19 protein-coding genes are annotated in these 20084 nt (G+C 44.3%); all 19 read right to left on the minus strand.

Going from position 1 to position 20084, the window contains the following annotated elements:
* Nucleotides 1-23: 23 nt before the first annotated feature.
* Complete coding sequence (gene greA / locus AC0VX1_RS17830) at nt 24-500, minus strand: transcription elongation factor GreA (protein ID WP_034308617.1); 477 nt, start codon at nt 498-500, stop codon at nt 24-26.
* A gap of 302 nt (nt 501-802) precedes the next feature.
* On the minus strand, nt 803-1441 hold the full coding sequence (gene udk / locus AC0VX1_RS17835; protein ID WP_034308619.1) for a uridine kinase: 639 nt from the start codon (nt 1439-1441) through the stop codon (nt 803-805).
* 1 nt (nt 1442) lies between these two features.
* A complete protein-coding gene (locus AC0VX1_RS17840) occupies nt 1443-2714 on the minus strand; it encodes a peptidase U32 family protein (RefSeq protein WP_034308621.1) in 1272 nt (423 codons plus the stop codon).
* A gap of 32 nt (nt 2715-2746) precedes the next feature.
* On the minus strand, nt 2747-3676 hold the full coding sequence (locus tag AC0VX1_RS17845) for a peptidase U32 family protein (protein WP_095389834.1): 930 nt from the start codon (nt 3674-3676) through the stop codon (nt 2747-2749).
* Nucleotides 3663-4328 (minus strand): O-methyltransferase, encoded by a 666-nt coding sequence (locus AC0VX1_RS17850; RefSeq protein WP_082854569.1) that lies wholly within the window; start codon nt 4326-4328, stop codon nt 3663-3665. The genes AC0VX1_RS17845 and AC0VX1_RS17850 overlap by 14 nt, the downstream gene beginning before the upstream one ends.
* A 257-nt stretch (nt 4329-4585) precedes the next feature.
* Nucleotides 4586-5722: an endolytic transglycosylase MltG gene (gene mltG, locus AC0VX1_RS17855; protein ID WP_475468158.1), complete on the minus strand. Its 1137-nt coding sequence runs from the start codon at nt 5720-5722 to the stop codon at nt 4586-4588.
* Nucleotides 5723-6769: 1047 nt separating this feature from the next.
* Complete coding sequence (locus tag AC0VX1_RS17860) at nt 6770-7060, minus strand: DUF1292 domain-containing protein (RefSeq protein WP_034308630.1); 291 nt, start codon at nt 7058-7060, stop codon at nt 6770-6772.
* A gap of 11 nt (nt 7061-7071) precedes the next feature.
* A complete protein-coding gene (gene ruvX, locus AC0VX1_RS17865) occupies nt 7072-7497 on the minus strand; it encodes a Holliday junction resolvase RuvX (protein ID WP_413001096.1) in 426 nt (141 codons plus the stop codon).
* Nucleotides 7497-7766, minus strand: a complete 270-nt coding sequence (locus AC0VX1_RS17870; RefSeq protein ID WP_034311358.1) for an IreB family regulatory phosphoprotein — start codon at nt 7764-7766, stop codon at nt 7497-7499. Before AC0VX1_RS17870 ends, ruvX begins: the two co-directional genes overlap by 1 nt.
* Nucleotides 7767-7831: 65 nt before the next feature.
* On the minus strand, nt 7832-10468 hold the full coding sequence (gene alaS / locus AC0VX1_RS17875) for an alanine--tRNA ligase (protein ID WP_413021965.1): 2637 nt from the start codon (nt 10466-10468) through the stop codon (nt 7832-7834).
* Nucleotides 10469-10778: 310 nt separating this feature from the next.
* Nucleotides 10779-11855 (minus strand): AI-2E family transporter, encoded by a 1077-nt coding sequence (locus AC0VX1_RS17880; protein WP_475468161.1) that lies wholly within the window; start codon nt 11853-11855, stop codon nt 10779-10781.
* 225 nt (nt 11856-12080) lie between these two features.
* Entirely contained in the window at nt 12081-12296 is a 216-nt protein-coding gene (locus AC0VX1_RS17885; RefSeq protein WP_034311361.1) for a hypothetical protein, read from the minus strand.
* The gene (locus tag AC0VX1_RS17890; RefSeq protein WP_475468163.1) at nt 12286-12744 is read right to left on the minus strand and encodes a PRC-barrel domain-containing protein; all 459 of its coding nucleotides are present in this window, start codon (nt 12742-12744) and stop codon (nt 12286-12288) included. The genes AC0VX1_RS17885 and AC0VX1_RS17890 overlap by 11 nt, the downstream gene beginning before the upstream one ends.
* Before the next feature lie 353 nt (nt 12745-13097).
* Entirely contained in the window at nt 13098-13868 is a 771-nt protein-coding gene (locus AC0VX1_RS17895) for a TPM domain-containing protein (RefSeq protein WP_475468165.1), read from the minus strand.
* Entirely contained in the window at nt 13868-14437 is a 570-nt protein-coding gene (locus AC0VX1_RS17900; RefSeq protein ID WP_376708008.1) for a LemA family protein, read from the minus strand. The genes AC0VX1_RS17895 and AC0VX1_RS17900 overlap by 1 nt, the downstream gene beginning before the upstream one ends.
* An 82-nt stretch (nt 14438-14519) precedes the next feature.
* The gene (recD2, locus tag AC0VX1_RS17905) at nt 14520-16925 is read right to left on the minus strand and encodes an SF1B family DNA helicase RecD2 (RefSeq protein WP_475468168.1); all 2406 of its coding nucleotides are present in this window, start codon (nt 16923-16925) and stop codon (nt 14520-14522) included.
* 36 nt (nt 16926-16961) lie between these two features.
* Nucleotides 16962-17627, minus strand: a complete 666-nt coding sequence (locus tag AC0VX1_RS17910) for a tetratricopeptide repeat protein (RefSeq protein WP_475468170.1) — start codon at nt 17625-17627, stop codon at nt 16962-16964.
* Between the two features lie 121 nt (nt 17628-17748).
* Nucleotides 17749-18864 (minus strand): tRNA 2-thiouridine(34) synthase MnmA, encoded by a 1116-nt coding sequence (mnmA, locus tag AC0VX1_RS17915; RefSeq protein ID WP_475468172.1) that lies wholly within the window; start codon nt 18862-18864, stop codon nt 17749-17751.
* 29 nt (nt 18865-18893) lie between these two features.
* Entirely contained in the window at nt 18894-20039 is a 1146-nt protein-coding gene (locus AC0VX1_RS17920; RefSeq protein ID WP_340859881.1) for a cysteine desulfurase family protein, read from the minus strand.
* Nucleotides 20040-20084: the final 45 nt, after the last annotated feature.

Consider the following 20084-nt stretch of genomic DNA (forward strand, 5'->3'; position numbering starts at 1 on the left):
TGGACATCCCTTTTGCATTTTATTTAGTCGATGGATACAATCTTGACGCTCATTTCGCCGCCAGGTGTCATGATCGATACCTTGTCGCCGACCCTTTTCCCTATCAGGCTTTTCGCGATTGGGGAATCATTGGAGATTTTTCCTTCGAATGGGTCCGCTTCAACGCTTCCTACGATGGAATATGTTTCTTCGTCACCATTTGGAAGTTCCACGAAGGTTACCGATTTTCCAAGTGAAACTGTATCTGTATTCGAATCATTGCCTTCAATGATTTTTGCATTGCGGATCATGTTTTCGATCGTTGTAATACGTCCTTCAACGAAAGCCTGCTCTTCTTTTGCGGAATCGTATTCTGAGTTCTCGGAAAGGTCGCCAAAACTGCGGGCGATTTTGATTCTTTCCACCACTTCTTTACGTTTAACCGTTTTTAACTGTTCCAGTTCCTGTTCAAGCTTTAACTTACCTTCTTTAGTCATTGGATATTCTTTTTCAATTGCCAAAACCCTTCACTCCTTCAATTTCTTTACAGCAAGCATTCGCTGTGACAAGTTTATGTACTATATCGTGCTTAACCCTAAATCGAGTCAAAATATATAATTGCGCGACTTAAAAAGTCGCGCTTCGATACTAAGAAACAATCCGTTCCTTAGTATATAAACCGACTGCGGTGAGCAGCCGGTTCGTTCTGTATCAAGAATAGAGTATTGCGTTTTCCAACATTTGTCCAGTCTTTCCCATTAAATAAATGGGATTTTTAAATAAACGGAGGAAAATGGCACCTATCATTATTTATGCTATGTTATTACAAAAAAGACTTTTGTTCAAGGATTGTTTGAATTTTTGTCACCATAAGGTCAATCGCCACATGGTTTTGGCCGCCTTCTGGTATGATGATGTCGGCATAACGCTTCGTCGGTTCTATGAACTGATTATGCATCGGACGGACGACACTGATGTATTGTTCGATGACGGAATCTATGGAACGGCCGCGTTCTTTAATATCACGGGTCATCCGGCGAAGGATCCGCAGGTCTGCGTCCGTATCGACATATAGCTTCATATCCATCAGGTCTCGCAGGCGCTCATCCTCCAGTACAAGAATCCCTTCAAGGATGATGACATCCTGTGGCTCAACTGTGATGACTTCTTCCGAGCGCGTATGGATCGAATAATCATAAACCGGTTTTTCTATCGTTTCATAGCGCAGCAATGCGTTAATGTGATCGATTAACAAATCATTATCAAATGCAAGCGGATGATCATAGTTCGTTTTCAGGCGCTCTTCAAAAGGCAGATGACTTTGATCTTTATAATAATAATCTTGTTCGATCATCAAGATGGAATGTCCTTGGAAGAATTCAAAAATGGAACGGGTAACACTTGTTTTACCTGATCCCGACCCTCCGGTAACTCCGATGACCACTGGTTTCTTTCTTGTCATATCAATTCTCCTTCCGCATCATATTGTTCACATAAACTCTATTATCTACTTGAATGCGGACAATTTGAAGCGGATGGCGGGCTGCCTCCAGCTCCTTACCTGACTCATCCCAGATCGTACCGATTTTTTGAGTGAAGTTTTCGATTTCCGGTCCAAAAAACTCCACTTCATCCCCAGGCTTGAAGAAATTACGTTGCTGCATGGTGACGATTTTAGTTTCCTCGTTGTAATCAAGCACCAATCCTGCGAAGTCGAAGCGAGTCTTTACGGTATGATTCCCGAACATTTGCTGTTTATACCCAGGAATTTCCCCTTCCATGAACGATGATGCCGTCTCACGGTTCGCACACTTATCAAGCTCTTCCAGCCATTCTTGTTTAATCTTGAAATTGTCGGGATCGGCACAATACGCATCGATCACTTTACGATACACGCTGACAACCGTTGCAATATAATGAATCGATTTCATTCTTCCTTCAACTTTTAAGCTGTCTATGCCAATTTCAATCATGCCAGGCAGTGATTCAATCAGCTTCAAGTCTTTTGGACTCATTGCGAATGGAGCATCTTCTTTATCGAATAAAGCCTTTTCCCCATCTTGATCCAACTCATATAAATCATAATCCCAACGACAAGACTGACAGCAGCCGCCGCGGTTCGAATCACGCGCCGTCATATGGTTCGAAAGGGTGCAGCGTCCAGAATAGGCAATGCACATGGCCCCATGAACGAAAGCCTCGATTTCGATATCGACCTTTTCCTTCATTTCACGGATTTCATCAGCACTCGTCTCACGTGCCAAAACAACACGCTCCAAGCCTTCCTCTTTCCAATACTGAACAGCCTTCCAATTCGATAGCGATTGCTGTGTGCTTAAATGGATCTCGACTTTCGGAGCGACCCTTTTACAGGTTTCGATGATTAATGGGTCGGCGACGATGATACCATGGACCCCTGCCTCCTGAAGACCTTCCAGATATTCATCAAGACCATCGATATTTTCATTATGTGCGAAGATATTTGTAGTTACATATACTTTGGCACCATACTTATTAGCGAATTCGACGCCTTCCTTCATTTCTTCAAACGTGAAGTTACCGGCATTGGAACGAAGGCCATATTCCTGACCGCCAATGAACACGGCATCCGCGCCGTAATGGACGGCAATTTTTAATTTTTCCAGGTTTCCGGCCGGAGCCAGCAATTCCGGTTTTTTTACAATGACTCTCTTTCCATCAACGATCTTGGAAATTTTATCAGCAATAGCATTCAAGGCTATTCCTCCTCTTTCTCTTACCCTTTTCTTTAATAAACCGATTCTTTGAAGAAGAACCCAGTATCCAACTCACGGTTATCCGGCTGAACCGCTTTGACTTTTTCAAAAAGTTCCGATTTGATATCATCATAGCGGTCAGGGTCTTCAGCACATACGTCAATCGCTTCCCGATATAACCTTGTCATTTCAATGACATATTCCGGAGTTTGTAGTAACCCTTCGATTTTCAGTGAATCAATTTCCGCTTCAATCAATTCCTGAAGTTCATCAATCATGCACATATCATTCGGACTCATGATATGTGTACCATTTTCATCTTCATAAATCGGGTATTTATTTTCGCGTTCCTTATCATGCAAGAACATATTTCTATGTTCCTTCCGATTTTCCACTTCCAATGCCTTGCCTTGGTATTCAAAGTAATTACCTAGGAGCGTACGCTTCGATTGGAACATGCATGTCATGCCATGCACTTGCACTTCAATCTCCACTTCGGCATTTTCTTTCATTTCCACGATCTCGTCCAGACTTATCTCACGGGCAGCAACGGCACGGACAGCACCGCGTTTTCCCCAGTAATTACATGTGTACCAGTTCGTTACCGTCATCTCTGTATTCCAGTGCAGGGGCATATCAGGTGCCACGGCACGGACTGCCATCAAGACTGCGGGATCACCGAAAATGATCCGGTCGGCACCAGCCTCTTTAAGGAATGTAACATACCCTTCAAGCTCGTCCACTTTTTCATTATGAAAAATGGCGTTCATGGATACGTACACTTTCTTGCCCGCAGCATGTGCAAGTTCAATTGCCTTCTCTACATCTTCACGATTGAACTCCCCTGCCAGCCTTAGTGCATAACGTTGTTCGCCAATGACGAAGGCGTCAGCGCCAGCATCGATGAGTTCTGTTATATGATCGACACTTGTCGGAGTCACGAGTAATTCAGGCTTTTTCATTTTTGTCACCTCTATGTTTACTAATGGCCACACCATCACCAATCGGCAAAATTACAGTATCGAAATGAGGATGGTCATGTAACCAGATGTTAAAGTCTCTGATTTTTTTGATAAGAGCTCGCTTTCTTCTCGTCATTTCCATTTCTTCAATGTTTTCGGCAACCAAGCCTTTGAATAAAACATTGTCAGTAATGATGATGCCAGCATCAGCAAGGAATGGTTCAAACAGTTCAAAGAATCGCTTGTACTGCCCTTTAGCTGCATCAACGAAGATGATATCGAACGGGCCATGCTCCATCACTTTCGGTCCCGCTTCAAGGGCATCCCCTTCAATGAGGGTGATCCTTTCCGACAGTCCCGCCTTCTTGAAGTTAGCCTTTGCCTGCTCAATGCGGGCTTCATTCCGTTCAAGTGTGACGATTTGAGCTTCCGGAAGGGTCTCAGCCATCCTTATGGCCGAATAGCCAATGGCCGAACCTACTTCCAATATCGCTTTTGGCTGATGAAGCCTTAAAATCTGAAGCAGCACTTCAATTCCTTCGGGCTCCATGATCGGCACATTATTTTCCATCGCAAAATCTTCCAACTCCTTAAGCAAACCCGTACGCTCCGGAATTAAGGAATGAAGATATTGTTCTATTTTTCCGTTCAAAACGTTTCCTCCATTTATAAGGAAAACAAAAGCGCTTGGTCAGTAACATGAAAAAATTGATTAAACAATTTCTTCACAAGGAGCTGAAACAAGTATGCTTGACGATCTACATTTCCTTATCTTTCAAAATAAAACCCGGCATTCGCCGAGTTACGTCACCGATAAGAATCGGATCAAAAATTCACTTGTACTATTCTATCATAAAAACAAGGGGAAAGTAATATCTCTCCCCCCTCGGTGTCCTTGCATTTTTTTATTTATTTATTGGAAATATGCTCTGCCTTTTTGTTATTGTGGTCATCCAAGGTCTTGGAGTAAAGGACTTCCCCTTCAGGTGTTGCCAAAAAGTACAGGTAATCCGTTTTCTCAGGTTTCAATACCGCATCGATCGATGTCGTTCCGGCATTTGCAATCGGCCCTGGCGGAAGCCCCTTGTTCTTATACGTATTATAAGGGGATTTCACCTCAAGGTCTTTATAATACACCCTGCTCTTATGTGAACCCTTCGCATACAAAACGGTCGGATCCGTTTGAAGCGGCATATCTTCCTTAATACGATTGTAAAAGACGGAAGCTATCTTTCCGCGATCGACTTGTGCCGTCGCCTCTTCTTCGACAAGCGAAGCGAAGGTCAGCATCTCGTGTACGGAATAATCGTTCTTGTCCATTTGGCCCTCGTAAGCCTGCAAAGTTTCTTCGGTTTTCTTCAGCATCTCGATGACGATCGACTCCAGGGTCGGCTTTTCTTCATAAAAGTCATAAGTAGCTGGGAAAAGATACCCTTCCAGCGGATATAAAACCTTTTCATTTTCAATTTCCGAGGTCAATAGCTGCGGAAATTGCTCTTGCATGGAATTAACGAACTTCTTATCATTCAATTTCTTGAAGACCTTTTTCGGATCTTCACCCGTCTTCCCCGCGATGATATCGGCAATTTGGATTAGCTGCTTCCCTTCAGGAATCGTTATCTTCATTGCCGCTTCCTTCATGAGTTTCCCGGTTTTGATGCTTGTGACAATATCTTCAATCGGCATGGAAGGTGATAATTTATACTCCCCTGCCTGAAAACCGGATTCATTGCGGAATTTAATATAATATTTGAATACGCGTGCGTCCTTGATTATTCCCTGCTCTTCAAGCAGAGTTGAAATTCCGTTAACGGATGAACCGATCGGGATTTTCACTTTCTTGATGGTGTCATCATCCGGATCGACTGGTTTCATGGCTGAGTTGATATATAAAAAGCCCACAAGACCAACTATCCCGATTAGTAAAATAAGCGAAGCGACCGTAATCATGATGATTTTACGAACCAGCTTGGCTTCTCCTTGCTGTTCTAACAATTTCATTCGGATATGTTCCTTTTTAGATAGATTTTTATCTTTTTCATCCATGTTCATTCCCCCTGCAAACTCACACCAACTACAGAATGGTTTCTAGATGATGCTTTTCTCTAATTAATCTTTGCTTCGAACATTATACTAAAATCAACAAATAATTACATGTTTTTTGCAAAACTACATTCATCAATACTCTATTTATGGCAAAAATGCACTAGTTTTGTCAATATACAGGTATTATTTAATAGGAAAATGGTGATATCTTTGTCTACAGTTTTTTTGAGGGCATATTAATTTCCGCTTCAGGCATTCCCTTTGACGCGTTTTTCCCGCACCTTACTCTCCAATCAACTTTGTTTTAATTATTTACTCAGCTTAAAAATTTGTTCCCGGCATGTATTAGGCATTTCAAGAAATAGCAGGAATATTCATATAGGAATGCCATAATGATTTGAGGAAAAGGAAAGGTGTGAAGGAGTTGGATCAGTCTTATTTTGTAGGTTGGGGGACATTGGCACTCATAAACGCCGGACTTGCTCAAGGAAAAAATAGAACGGCGCTGAACTGGTTCTTGCTATCATTATTTTTGGGTCCGTTCGCTACTTTTATGCTTTTATTCGCAAAGAAAAGATAAGGGGTAACTGGTACAAAAATGAAAAAAACGGCGTATACGCCTGCAATTTTATACAGGTTTTTACAATTCAAACGTTGATTCCCACTCCAGGCACTCACTTTTCGCGGATTTCGTCTGCGGGGTCCTCCTTTGATATGCTTTTTCCGCAGAGGTCTCGCACACCCGCTCCCATCAATTTTGTTATTAAATTTTAGATGAAGTCCCTTTTCAAAAAAAGGCTATTTTCATACTTTGTTGCTATTTACGAAGTAGTGCAGTGTGGTTGATTTCCCCTCCAGGTGCTCGCTTTCCTTGGTGCGGGCGGTGAGCCTCCTCGGCGTAAACGCCTGTGGGGTCTCACCTGTCCCGCTGCTCCCGCAGGAGTCTCGCACTTCCGCTCCAATCAACCTTAAATAGTTTCGTTTAAAAACAACAATCTTTACGAAAAGAGCCAAAAAAAAAACCGACCTTTAGGGGCCGGTTTTTTTTTATTCTTCTTCAGCTTCTTCTTGGTCAAGGAATGTATTTAACATTTCTTCGACAAGATCCCACTCTTCTTCTGTTTCGATCGGTGTAAGTTCACCATCTTTATTATCTTCGCTCGGTACGAATGATGAAGCGTGGATTTCAATTTCTTCCTCTTCATCTTCTGCAGACATCGGATAGTAAAGTACATAAGATTTGTTGAATTTATCTGAGTCGAATGTGAAAAGGATTTCGCATAGCTGCTCGTTTCCATTTTCATCTACTACTGTAATGTTGTTTTCGCCGTGTTCCATTTGTATTCACCTCATATTGAATTTGTTTGTCTGTCCAAGAATCCTTGCAGAATCATGACAGCTGCCATTTTATCAATGACTTTTTTGCGTTTGCTTCGGCTCACGTCCGCCTCAAGAAGGACACGTTCAGCCGCCATAGTTGTCAACCGTTCATCCCAGAGAAACACCGGCAGCTTGAATTTGTATTCTAATCGTTTAGCGAAATCTTGGCTGATCTCGCCTCGCGGTCCAACAGTCCCATTCATGTTTTTAGGTAAACCGAGGACAATTTTAGAAACATCATGCTCTTTTATAATTTCATTGAGGCGTTTAAAGCCGAAGTCATTTCCAGCTTCGTTAATTTTGATCGTTTCCAATCCTTGTGCAGTCCAACCCATCGCGTCGCTCAAGGCGACGCCGATGGTTTTTGAACCTAAATCAAGTCCCATTGTGCGCATTAGTATTCCTCTCGATGGTTCTTAAGATACGATTTAACCAATTCTTCGATGATTTCATCGCGTTCAAGCTTACGAATAATGTTTCGAGCATCCATATGGCGCGGGATGTAGGCCGGGTCACCAGATAATAGATAACCGACAATCTGGTTTATCGGGTTATAACCTTTTTCCTGAAGTGCAACATACACTTGAGACAATACTTCTTGTACATCTCTTTCGAATGGTTCTTCGGGAAAATTAAATTTCATCGTTTTATCAAAGGAACTCATTAACATGCACCTCTCCTCAGCGTCCAAATCCACTATTACCTACATTGTACAACACTTTCCATTGATTATGAAATCGATAAGACCCATTCTTCAACAAAATTAAGTGCTGCATCCAATTTTTCAGGGTCTTTTCCGCCGGCTTGGGCCATATCTGGACGTCCGCCACCGCCACCGCCGCAACGGGAAGCAACTTCTTTCACCAATTTACCAGCATGGAAACCGCGGTCGATGTAATCCTTGGTCACCCCGGCAATCAAATTGACTTTATCGCCTTGGGCCGAGCCTAATACGATAATGACAGAATCGAGCTTTTGTTTCAAATCATCCGCCATGGCACGCAGATTATTCATGTCGGTAGCTTGAACCTTCGCCACCAATACTTGAACACCATTTACGTCTTTTACGTTAGAAACAAGGCTACTTGCTTCAATATTACTTAATTTTGCAGTAAGGCTTTCATTCTCGCGATGAAGATCCTTCACTTCAGCCAGTACCGTTTCAATTCTTGAAGGTACGTCTTTCAAGTTCGTTTTCAATTTTGCAGCCGCGTCTTTCAGGACACCGATTTGATCGGTCATCAATTTGTACGCCCCGGCACCCGTTACCGCTTCTATACGGCGAGTTCCTGCACCGATGCCGCTTTCGGAAACGATTTTGAACAAGCCGATCACCGCTGTATTCGGAACGTGGACACCGCCGCATAGTTCCAAGCTGTAATCGCCTATTTGAACGACACGTACAATCTTGCCGTATTTTTCGCCGAACAAGGCCATTGCGCCCATAGCCTTGGCTTCTTCGATGTTTTTATAATCCGTATTCACTTGTAAGCTTTGCCAAATCTTTTCATTTACAATCGTTTCGATTTGTTCAATCTCTTCCGCCGTTATCTGGCCAAAATGCGAGAAATCGAAGCGAAGGCGCTCAGCCTGTACGAGTGAACCCGCTTGGTTGACATGTGTACCAAGCACATCTTTCAACGCCTGATGCAAAAGATGCGTCGCTGTATGGTTTTTCGTGATATGGATGCGATTTTCTTGATTTACCGCAGCAACGATATGGGAATCTGCTGTTAATGTCCCGGCAGTAACTGCTACACGGTGCAGATTTTGGCCATTAGGAGCTTTTTGAACATCAAGGACATCAACCTTCACCGATTCACTGGCCATCGTTCCTATATCGGCTATTTGTCCGCCGCTTTCCGCGTAGAAAGGAGTCTTGTCCAATATCACTTGAACTTCTTCTCCTTCTTGTGCCTCCGTTACAAGCTCGCCATTTTGTATGATGGCGGCAACTTTGGCTTCGACAGCAACTTGCTCATATCCGACAAATTCACTTTCAACTTTAATATCGCCCAATACCCCGCCTTGGATTTGCATGGAATCAACATCTTGACGCGCTGAACGGGCACGTTCACGCTGAGCATCCATCTCTTTTTCAAATCCAGCTTGATCGACCGCCATGCCTTCTTCTTCTGCATACTCTTCCGTTAACTCAATCGGGAAACCATATGTGTCATATAAACGGAATGCATCGCTGCCCGGAATGGTCGTATTGCCTTTTTCCTTTTCCTTTTTAATGACCTCAGAAAGGATGGACAGTCCATCATTCAGGGTTTCATGGAAACGTTCCTCTTCATTTTTGATTACTTTTGCAATGAATTCTTTATTCTTGAGGACTTCAGGATAGAAGTCTTTCATGATTTCACCGACGACCGTCACAAGCTCGAACATGAATGGTCGGTTGATGTTGATTTGCTTAGCATATCGAACCGCTCTGCGAAGTAAACGGCGCAATACATAACCGCGGCCTTCGTTGGATGGAAGAGCCCCGTCACCTACTGCAAAGGCTACCGTACGAATATGGTCGGCTATGACTTTGAATGCCACATCTTTTTCTGAATCAACACCATATTTCACATCGGATATCTCTTCGACTGCGCGGATGATTGGCATGAATAAATCTGTATCATAGTTCGTCGCCACATCTTGAACGACGGAAGCCATACGTTCAAGGCCCATCCCTGTATCGATATTTTTCTTTGGAAGCGGTGTATAAGAACCGTCCGGATTATGGTTGAATTGAGAAAAAACAAGATTCCATACTTCCAGATGACGTTCATTTTCCCCGCCTGGATATAGTTCCGGATCATTCGGATCATCGCCATATGCTGGTCCGCGGTCATAGAAAATCTCCGTATTCGGACCGCTTGGACCTTCCCCGATATCCCAGAAGTTTTCTTCCAGGCGAATGATCCTTTCAGCAGGTACACCGATTTTCTTATTCCAAAGTTCGAATGCTTCATCATCTTCAGGATGGATCGTCACAGCCAATTTATCTTTATCGAACCCAATCCATTTTTCATCGGTCAAAAATTCCCATGCCCATGTGATGGCTTCTTCTTTGAAATATTCACCAATGGAGAAGTTTCCGAGCATTTCGAAAAACGTATGATGACGTGCCGTTTTCCCCACGTTTTCAATATCGTTTGTACGGATCGCCTTTTGAGCATTCGTAATCCTTGGATTTTCAGGAATCACCCGTCCATCAAAATATTTCTTTAACGTCGCCACCCCGGAATTGATCCAAAGCAATGATGGATCTTCATGAGGAACCAATGATGCACTTGGTTCGATGTTATGTCCTTTTTCACTAAAAAAGTCTAAATACATTTGGCGGATTTGAGCACCAGTTAAATACTTCATATATATATCCTCCTTTTAAAAATTATGTAATTTTGAGCACACAAAAAACCCCCATCCCAAAAACAGGGACGAGAGTTGACTCGCGGTACCACCCTGATTATGGACGCAGGAATTCATCCCAGGCCCATCACCTTCATAAAAGCCTTAACGCGGCGTAACGGCAGGTATTAGCTGCTCTCAGGACTAGCTTTCTGCTGCTCTTCACCTGGCAGTCCCTTTCAGCCTGGGGGACCCCTCTCTTTAGATGGACTTCAGCATACTTCATCCTTCAACGAATTATCTTATGTTATGGATTATATTCACAAGACTTTTATTTGTCAATAAGGGGCGGCTTCTTTCTAAAGTGAACGCGGGCATGAAGTACAAAAACTTTCAACACAGCCAAGATTGGAATCGAAACGACCATGCCGACGATACCGCCTATTTCGCCTCCGGCCAATAATGCAAGCATGATGAACAGCGGATGCATATGGAGGCTTTTACCGACTATTAGCGGAGACAGGATATTTCCTTCAAGAAATTGAAGGACAAGCACAATGACCGCGATGATCAACACCATTTTCACTGACATTGTCGCGGCGATAACTACAGCAGGAATGGCCCCAATAATCGGTCCGAAATACGGAATGACATTCGTTATTCCGATTATCGCCCCCAAAAGAAGCGGATATTTCATTCCGGCTATCCAGAAGAGCAGCGAGGAAATCAAACCGATCACGACACAGACGATGATTTGTCCGCGGATATAGCCTCCAAGCGATGCATCGACATCACGGACGAATGCCCGTCCCTGATTGCGCCATTTTTTCGGGGTCATATACCATGCCATTTTTTTTAAAACGGTGAAATCTTTGAGGATATAAAAAGCAATGAATGGAATCAACGCTATCAGGACGATGAAATCAATCATCTTCATTGCATACTCCATCGCCTTTTCCGGTATACGCTTCAGCCACCCTTCGAAAAGGGTGACACCCTCTTCGAATCTTTCATGAATTCCGAACGGCCAGGCCGCCGTTTGATGATTGAGCTTATCAATGCTGCCCCGGTACTGTTCAACCAGTTCCGGCACGCTTTCCGACAGCTCGCGAACCTGGCTGACGATCACTGGAATTCCTTTATAAACGGCAAAACCAATCCCCCCGAAAAACAACAAATAGATGATCGTGATCGAAAGCCAGCGACGCATCCCTTTCTCATTCAAATATTCCACTACAGGGTGCAGCAAGTAACTGATGAACGCACCGACCAAAAAGGGCAGCAGCACCGTCACACATACAGTAACGGCAGGTCCCCACATGGGCTTAAGTTTCATAAAAATATAGATGACGAAAAATAAGAGCAATAAAAAACCCAGGCGATAAAACCACTTTAGCCGAATACTCACAATAACACCCCCCGCTCATTTATTCTTCGAAAGGCGGAAGGTTTTCATACATAAAAAAGAGTGCCCTCATTATCAGGACACCCATTCCTGCTATAATAATGACTTTAATCTTTTGCGTATTTTCTTCATGTTCCGTTTGATCATCTTCGAGTTCATCAAGTCGGAACCCATATTCATTAGAGTATTGCGTGAACGTCTAGCCATTGCAAACACCTCTTCCGTTATTTACATACCGAAGCGGCGGTCATTTTCCTCAAACAAATCGTCCAATGAGCTTAAACTTCCATCTTCCTCGACTTGGTGCGTATTGATGAGCCCTTCGGACAGAGTCATTTCAATAAAGCAATTCCAACAATAATATTGATTTACGCCAATCTTCCCAACATCTTTACTGCGGCAATTCGGACATTTAATTTCCAAAATGGACACCTCACTGTTCATAAACTGAAACAATGATGGTATCCTTCCCTAATGCAGGCGGCTGTTTTGATTCTATCACTGTCGACTCCGAGAAAAACCCATCCGTTGTTTCATACGCTATAATCGTGCCCATTTTTTCCTTGAAATATACATCCTGCAGTAAACCAAGTTCTTCGCCCATTTCTGAAAACAGCATGCGTCCCAATACTTCGTCCTTCGAAAGGCAAATGGAATCCACAGGCACTTTCCTTAAGGTTGAATCTTGGTGGCTGATGATGATCCCATCTGGACCGAATGAAGAAATATCGTCAAGTTTCAAATGAAAAGCTCTTTTGAACAATGCTTGCTGATGAACGACCAAGCCCGTTACCTTTCCCATTTCAGAAATTGATAAATCGTGGACCGTGCCGATTCTTTCTCCTTTGATTGTGAAAACCGGCATTCCTTTCAATATAGAAAACGTCCGCAAGGTCATCCCGCCTTTCCGAACATTTTTATTATCTCTTTACTACTGAAAATAGATGTGCTGAAAGGTTTTCCATTGTTGGTCCGACACAGGGGCCATACATAAAAAAAGGCTGTTTTCACATACTTTGTTGCTATTTACCAGGTAGTGAGTTGTGGTTGATTTCCCCTCCAGATGCTCGCTTTCCGCGGGGCGGGCGGTGAGCCTACTCGGCGTAAACGCCTGTGGGGTCTCACCTGTCCCGCTGCTCCCGCAGGAGTCTCGCACTTTCGCTCCAATCAACCTTAAATAGTTTCGTTTTTAAAAAAACAATCTTTACGAAAAAAAAGACCGGTTTCCCGGTCAGACCCACTGCTTTACCAGCCCCTGCTGGCACCTCCGCCGCCGGAACTTCCTCCGCCGCCGCCCCGTGGACCGCCGCTTCCGCCTCCACGGCCGCCGCCGCCGCGACTTATGAATATCAAAAGGATATTGATTAGCGTTTGAAGGAAAAACCCTTTAAAGAATTTGGCATCGAGGATGAATACGATGATGACGACGATGATAATGAGGAAAATCTGTAAACCTGATGGCTGAAAGGTTTCTGAATCGGACTGAACGGAGAGATCTTGATAAAACTCGTCACCTAGGTTGTATTCTTTCGTGACGTCATTATATACAGCCTTATAGGTCTCCGTCAGGGCAACATCATATTTACCCTCTTTCAGCGCGGGGATAGCCACATCATCCAAAATCTGTCCAGATTTTATATCGGTGATGGCCCCTTCCAAACCGTATCCCACTTCAATACGGATTTTCTGTTCTTCCATGGCCAGCACGATGAGGACTCCATTGTTCAGCTCGGCATCACCAAGCTTGAATGATCTTAATGCCTCGACCGAGTACTCCTCGATCTCGGATCCTTCCATCGAATCAACCGTCAAAATGGAAATTTGTGCTTTTGTGGCATCATCCAATCGTTTCCCAAGTTCGATGAGTTCCGATTTTTCCTGATCATCCAGGACTCCGGCGAAGTCCTGAACATATATATCCCCAACTGGTTCAGGAATGTTAGGTTGTGCTGCGGCCACGTTTGCTAAACTGAACGTGAGAATGAAGAATAGCGCAAACACAGCGAGTTTTTTCATTATTTATCGCTCCCGAAATCAACCTTTGGCGTTTCTTTTTCTTGATCGGTCACTTCAAAATATGGTTTGGCATCGAACCCGAACGCTCCTGCCATCATATTCTTCGGAAAGCGTTTAATCATCTTATTATAGTTGGTAACTTCATCATTATAGTCTTTTCGTGCTACCGTCAGCCGATTTTCCGTGCCTTCCAAACTATCCATGAGACCCTTAAAGTTCTCATTGGCCTTTAAGTCCGGATAGTTCTCGACAACCACCAAAAGACGGCTCAAGGCCCCGCTCAATTCTTGATCGGCTTCAATTGCATCTTCGGTCGAATTGGCACCTGCCAGCTTCGAGCGTGCATCACTCACCGCTTTAATGGCTTCCGTTTCATGAGCGGCATAACCCTTCACCGTTTCTACAAGATTCGGAATCAAATCCGCTCTTCGTTTTAATTGGTTATCCACCTGTGACCATTTATTATCGACGTCTTCACTGGCACTAACAAGTCCGTTGTACGAAGATGCACCATAAATGACCAGTAGAACGACAACGACTATCCCGATTATCCAACCCTTTTTCATCAAATCCCCCCTGCTTACATATAAGTTATATCCTTATTAGTTCCACCAAAACCATGAATTTTAAACAAAATCAATCAAAAAGAACCTACATAAAATCATATGGCGTGACATTCTCCATCCCGATCATCGGGTCAGCATGCATAAGAATATCAAGATAACTTGCCTCTTGATGTACCTCTCCCTTTTCGACCGGCATTTCTTCTTCACTCAAGATCTCCCGCAGCTTTTCACGCAAAGTCGTTTTCCGGCGCATCTCATCATTACGTTCGATCCCTAAACGGAATGCATCTTCTTCACCACATAGGATCAAGAAATTTTTACTGCGGGTAATCGCCGTATACAATAAATTACGGCGGAGCATCCGGTAATAACTTTTCACTACAGGTAAAATGACGATGGGGAATTCGCTTCCCTGCGACTTATGGATGGAGCAGCAATAGGCATGTGTAATCTGGTTCAAATCCTGCTTCGTGTAAGTCACTTCGATGCCTTCGAACGATATGATCACTTTATCGACAGAATCGGTATTTTCTTTAGCGAACAATATGGATACGATTTCCCCCATATCGCCATTAAAGACACCCTCTTCTGGCTGGTTCACCAGTTGAAGCACCTTATCTCCGGTTCTATATATCACATCGCCGAATTTTATTTCCCGCCGCTTTTCATTCGCATTGCTATTGAACACTTCCTGAAGCATTTTATTCAGTGCATCAATTCCGGCAGGCCCTCTATACATGGGGGCCAGCACCTGTATATCTTTGGCCGTGAAGCCTTTCGTCCTCGCATTGGCAACCACTTTCTCGATCACTTGGGGGATTTGATTCGTTTGGCAGCGAATGAACGATCGATCTTCCTGCTGTTTCGTGACATCATCCGGAAGCCTTCCTTTTTTGATTTCATGGGCCAATTCAATGATCGATGAGCCATCAGCTTGACGATATATATGTTCGAGACTGACAGTCGGTACACAATTCGATGCAAGCAAATCCTTTAAAACCTGCCCAGGGCCAACAGATGGCAGCTGATCTTCATCACCAACCAATATCACTTGGACATTTTCCGGCAGAGCTTTAAACAATTGATTAGCAAGCCACGTATCCACCATCGAAACCTCATCGATGATCACGATACGGCCATCCAGCTGATTATCCTCATCATGGGAAAAGCCTTCACTTCCGTTCCACCCCAGCAAACGATGGATCGTGACTGCGGGGAGCCCCGTCGACTCGGCCATGCGTTTCGCTGCACGGCCAGTAGGAGCCGCAAGTACGAATGGAAAGGGATCGCTTCCTTCTTTTTTATAATCGTTAATGTCCATGGATACACCATGCAGCTCTGCATATAGCTCAACGATGCCTTTGATGACTGTCGTCTTACCGGTACCCGGTCCCCCAGTCAAGATTAACATCGGCGATTGCAAGGCTGTCTGGATCGCTTCCTTTTGGGCCGGGGCATAGGAAACATCCAGCCGCTCTTCCAGCTCCCCAAGTGCCAGCAAGAACTCCGATTCAGGGAACTGGTCCTCATACTCGGTTTGAGCAAGCAGCCGCTTGATGTTCATCACGATTCCCTTTTCCGAATAAAATAGCGAAGGCGGATAAATTCGTTGATCCTCGACAACGATTTTCCCCTCTTCCGTCAATTCGATTATTTCCGAGGAAATGTTGGTGAACTCAATGCGATCCCGTTTATTTTCCTCCAGCAGCCGTTTGACCGCTTCCAAGAGCTGCTCGGCTTCTATGTAGATATTTCCGTCCTGGAGGCATTGGGATTCAAGCGTATACAAGCACGCAGCCTTGATTCGGTCGGGGTGGCTGCCGGAAATGCCCAGCTGATGCCCAAGCTCATCCGCCCGTCCAAACCCAATCCCTTCAATATCCTCTACGAGCTTATACGGATTACCCTGAACCATCGTGATCGTATCCTGCTTATACATTTGATAGATTTTCATCGACAGCTGCGGACCGAAGCCATATTGATTCAAGGCGATCATCACCTGCTCCAGACCTTGATGCTCGACTAATGTATCATAGAGGCCTTTTGCCTTTTCCCCTGATAGCTTCGGGATATCATCAAGCAGCGAAGGCTGAGCCAGAATTTTTGAAATGGCCTTTTCACCCAGTGTCTCAACAATGCTTTCGGCTGTTTTTTTCCCAATGCCCTTGAAAAGGTCACCTGATAAATAACTGACGATTCCTTCCTTGGATTGAGGCAGATCCTTGCGAAAATGCTCTACATGGAATTGAAGGCCAAAACGCGGATGTTCCTTCATGGCCCCATAAAAAATATAGATCTCATCCTCATGCATCTTTGGAAAGTAACCGGTTACGACCGCTTCCTTCTCTTCATAATTCAGATTCGTTTCATGCACACGAATTCTTACAACCGAGTACATATTTTCTTCATTATGAAAGATCGTCACTAAATGACTGCCTTTCATGAACTTTTTCTCTTCTGAAAACAAATCCAACGAATCTTGCTGGCTCAACTCTTCTCCCCACCTTTCCATGCATATGCTTTTTATTTACTCAGCATTCATTTCTTCCATCAGTTTCTTACCGTGCGCAGCAAGCATATGGTCAGGCTGTGCTTCCAAAGCCTTATCAAAATAAACCATCGCGGCTTTCGCATCCTCACGATACCCTGCAAACGCAACACCTAAATTATAATAAGCATCCGCATGGCCCGGATCCTGTTCCACAACTTTATTCAGCTGATCGATCAATTCATCATACAATTCCGCATTAGCAAGACATAACGCATATTGGAATCTTGCATCAACATCCTCAGGGCTCAGCTCCACCGTTCTCTGCAGATAAGGCATCGCCAATTTCGGTTGATCCAATGCCATCAATGTCAATCCAAGCATGAAGTAAGCATCGCTGTTATCCAGTCCCAGACGGATGGCCTTTTCAAACATATCCTTCGCTTCGACCAATTTAGAATCGGATTCATAATATAAGTTTCCTAATGAATAGTACGCCGCTGCTGCATTTTCATCCAGCTCGATCGCCTTTTTGTAAAACTTGACCGCTTTATCCGTTTCACCCACGGCAGTCAATACATTCCCAAAGTTTATGTAAGCAACAGGCTCATTCGGGTTTTCCTCAATCGCCTCATTAAAAATTTTCGCCGCTTCTTCGTATTTCCCTTGCTGCATAAATTCAATACCTTGTTGATTCTTATCCATATCCATTCACACTCCATTTTTATATTAAAAAGTATAGCATAAGCCAGTGGTCGAATTCAGGCGGTCACCCGCAATCCAAAAGAAGTCCCCAACCGCAAACACAGCTGGGGACATGATTATTTTACCCTACGTAAGTCAGTTTTTCACCTTTTTTAAATACTTCATCAATCGTACCGCCGCCAAGGCACACTTCACCATCATAGAAGACGACTGCTTGTCCAGGTGTGATCGCACGGACTGGCTCGTCAAAGATGACTTCGACATCACCATTGTCCAAGACCTTCACCTTAACACCGCTATCGTCCTGACGGTACCTGAATTTTGCCGTGCATGTGAATTCATCGGCAGGCGCATGTTCCGCTACCCAGCTGACATTCACGGCACGAAGGGAATTGGAATACAGCACATCATTATCAAATCCTTGACACACATACAGTACATTGCGCTTCAAGTCTTTTCCCGCAACAAACCAAGGATCGCCGCTGCCGCCAATTCCCAGACCGTGACGCTGACCGATCGTGTAATACATCAATCCGTCATGCTTGCCCATAACCTTGCCCTCCATCGTGACCATATCACCCGGCTGAGCTGGGAGGTAATTGCTTAAAAACTCTTTGAAATTGCGTTCACCGATAAAACAAATTCCTGTAGAATCTTTTTTCGTTGCTGTGGCAAGACCCGCTTCTTTCGCAATTTCACGAACTTCCTTCTTATCAATGTGTCCAAGCGGAAACATGACTTTTTCCAACTGTTCTTGAGTAAGCTGGTTCAAGAAGTACGTTTGATCTTTATTATTATCGATACCGCGCAGCATTTTGTATTCGCCATCCCGGTATTCAACCTGTGCGTAATGACCTGTAGCCACATAGTCGGCACCAAGGCTTACCGCATGTTCAAGAAAAGCCTTGAACTTGATTTCCTTATTGCACATTACATCCGGATTCGGGGTACGGCCCGCTTTATACTCATCCAGGAAATAAGTGAAAACTTTATCCCAATACTGCTTCTCGAAATTGACCGCATAATATGGGATGCCGATTTGATTACAAACGGCAATTACATCATTGTAGTCTTCCGTTGCCGTACAGACTCCGTTTTCATCTGTATCATCCCAGTTCTTCATGAAAATCCCGACCACATCATAGCCTTGATTCTTCAATAGCAGGGCTGACACAGAAGAATCCACGCCTCCTGACATACCCACGACGACGCGGGTGTCCTGTGGTGCTTTTCTCATTCTGTCACCTCATTTATTTAAAGTAAGAATTATCTTCTCACTAATCTATTAACGATTTTAACGGTGGTTTCTGCCGCCTGCCTTACTTCCTCTTCCGTGTTGTTCAGACCGAAGCTGAAACGGATCGAATTCTTCGTCCGCTCCGAATCTTTCCCGAACATCGCCACAAGCACATGCGACGGATCGATTGACCCGGCAGTACAAGCGGATCCGCTCGATACAGCAACACCTGCCAAGTCCATATTGACGAGCATCGATTCCACATTCGTACCAGGAAAACTAACATTCAGCAAATGCGGCAGCGACTGTTCCATGGATCCGTTAATTTCATATTGTACATCCGCCTCATCAAAGACGGCAAGCAATACGTCTTTGAATCGCTTGTATTGCTCCTTTTTCTTTTCCATCGTGCTCTGTGCAATTGAAACAGCTTCTGAAAAACCGGCAATTGCCGGCACACTCTCCGTACCAGCACGGCGCTTGCGTTCTTGTTCCCCGCCATATAAATGCGGATTCAGCTTCAACCCTTCACGAATATAAAGAAAGCCGATTCCCTTGGGACCGTTGATTTTATGCGCGGATACACTCAGCAAATCCACACCCAGCTCACGAACATCGATAGAGATCAAACCATATGCCTGAACCGCATCCGTATGGAAAATGGCTTGGTGACCCTTGAGCACCTGCCCTATTTCAGCAATCGGCTGGATCGTACCCACCTCATTATTGCCGAACATGACCGAAACCAAAATCGTGTCGTCCCTCAATGCCGCCTTTAAATCGGCAATTGAAATAAGCCCCGCCTCATTCACAGGTAAATATGTGACCTCAAAGCCAGACTTCTCAAGGTATTGGCAAGTATGCAAGACCGCATGATGCTCAATCTCCGTCGTAATGATGTGCTTCCCTTGTTCTTTGTAAGCATTCGCAACACCAATGATCGCCGTGTTGTCAGCCTCGGTTCCGCCGCTCGTGAAAATGATTTCATTCCGCCCGGCACCGATGCTCGCTGCAACACTCGAACGCGCCTCATCCAAAACATGCCGCGCCTCCCGTCCGAAAGCATGAATGCTCGACGGATTTCCGAAATCATTGCTCATGACCCTCATCATCGTATCGATCACATTCGGATGCATCGGTGAAGTCGCAGCATGATCTAAATATATTCTGTCCACTTTTTTGTCGCCTCCATTAAAAAACGCAAGCGCCTACATAATAGG

The organism is Peribacillus sp. QJM3NY_7 (genome assembly GCF_056173225.1).

What these genes read in the sequence shown, in the direction of transcription:
- AC0VX1_RS17885 (WP_034311361.1), bottom strand. Translation starts at nt 12,296, where the DNA reads ATGAACAGTGAGGTGTCCATTTTGGAAATTAAATGTCCGAATTGCCGC.
- AC0VX1_RS17845 (WP_095389834.1), bottom strand. Translation starts at nt 3,676, where the DNA reads ATGAAAAAGCCTGAATTACTCGTGACTCCGACAAGTGTCGATCATATA.
- mltG (WP_475468158.1), bottom strand. Translation starts at nt 5,722, where the DNA reads ATGGATGAAAAAGATAAAAATCTATCTAAAAAGGAACATATCCGAATG.
- AC0VX1_RS17895 (WP_475468165.1), bottom strand. Translation starts at nt 13,868, where the DNA reads ATGAAAAAACTCGCTGTGTTTGCGCTATTCTTCATTCTCACGTTCAGT.
- alaS (WP_413021965.1), bottom strand. Translation starts at nt 10,468, where the DNA reads ATGAAGTATTTAACTGGTGCTCAAATCCGCCAAATGTATTTAGACTTT.
- ruvX (WP_413001096.1), bottom strand. Translation starts at nt 7,497, where the DNA reads ATGCGCACAATGGGACTTGATTTAGGTTCAAAAACCATCGGCGTCGCC.
- AC0VX1_RS17910 (WP_475468170.1), bottom strand. Translation starts at nt 17,627, where the DNA reads ATGGATAAGAATCAACAAGGTATTGAATTTATGCAGCAAGGGAAATAC.
- AC0VX1_RS17870 (WP_034311358.1), bottom strand. Translation starts at nt 7,766, where the DNA reads ATGAGTTCCTTTGATAAAACGATGAAATTTAATTTTCCCGAAGAACCA.
- AC0VX1_RS17860 (WP_034308630.1), bottom strand. Translation starts at nt 7,060, where the DNA reads ATGGAACACGGCGAAAACAACATTACAGTAGTAGATGAAAATGGAAAC.
- mnmA (WP_475468172.1), bottom strand. Translation starts at nt 18,864, where the DNA reads ATGAGAAAAGCACCACAGGACACCCGCGTCGTCGTGGGTATGTCAGGA.
- udk (WP_034308619.1), bottom strand. Translation starts at nt 1,441, where the DNA reads ATGACAAGAAAGAAACCAGTGGTCATCGGAGTTACCGGAGGGTCGGGA.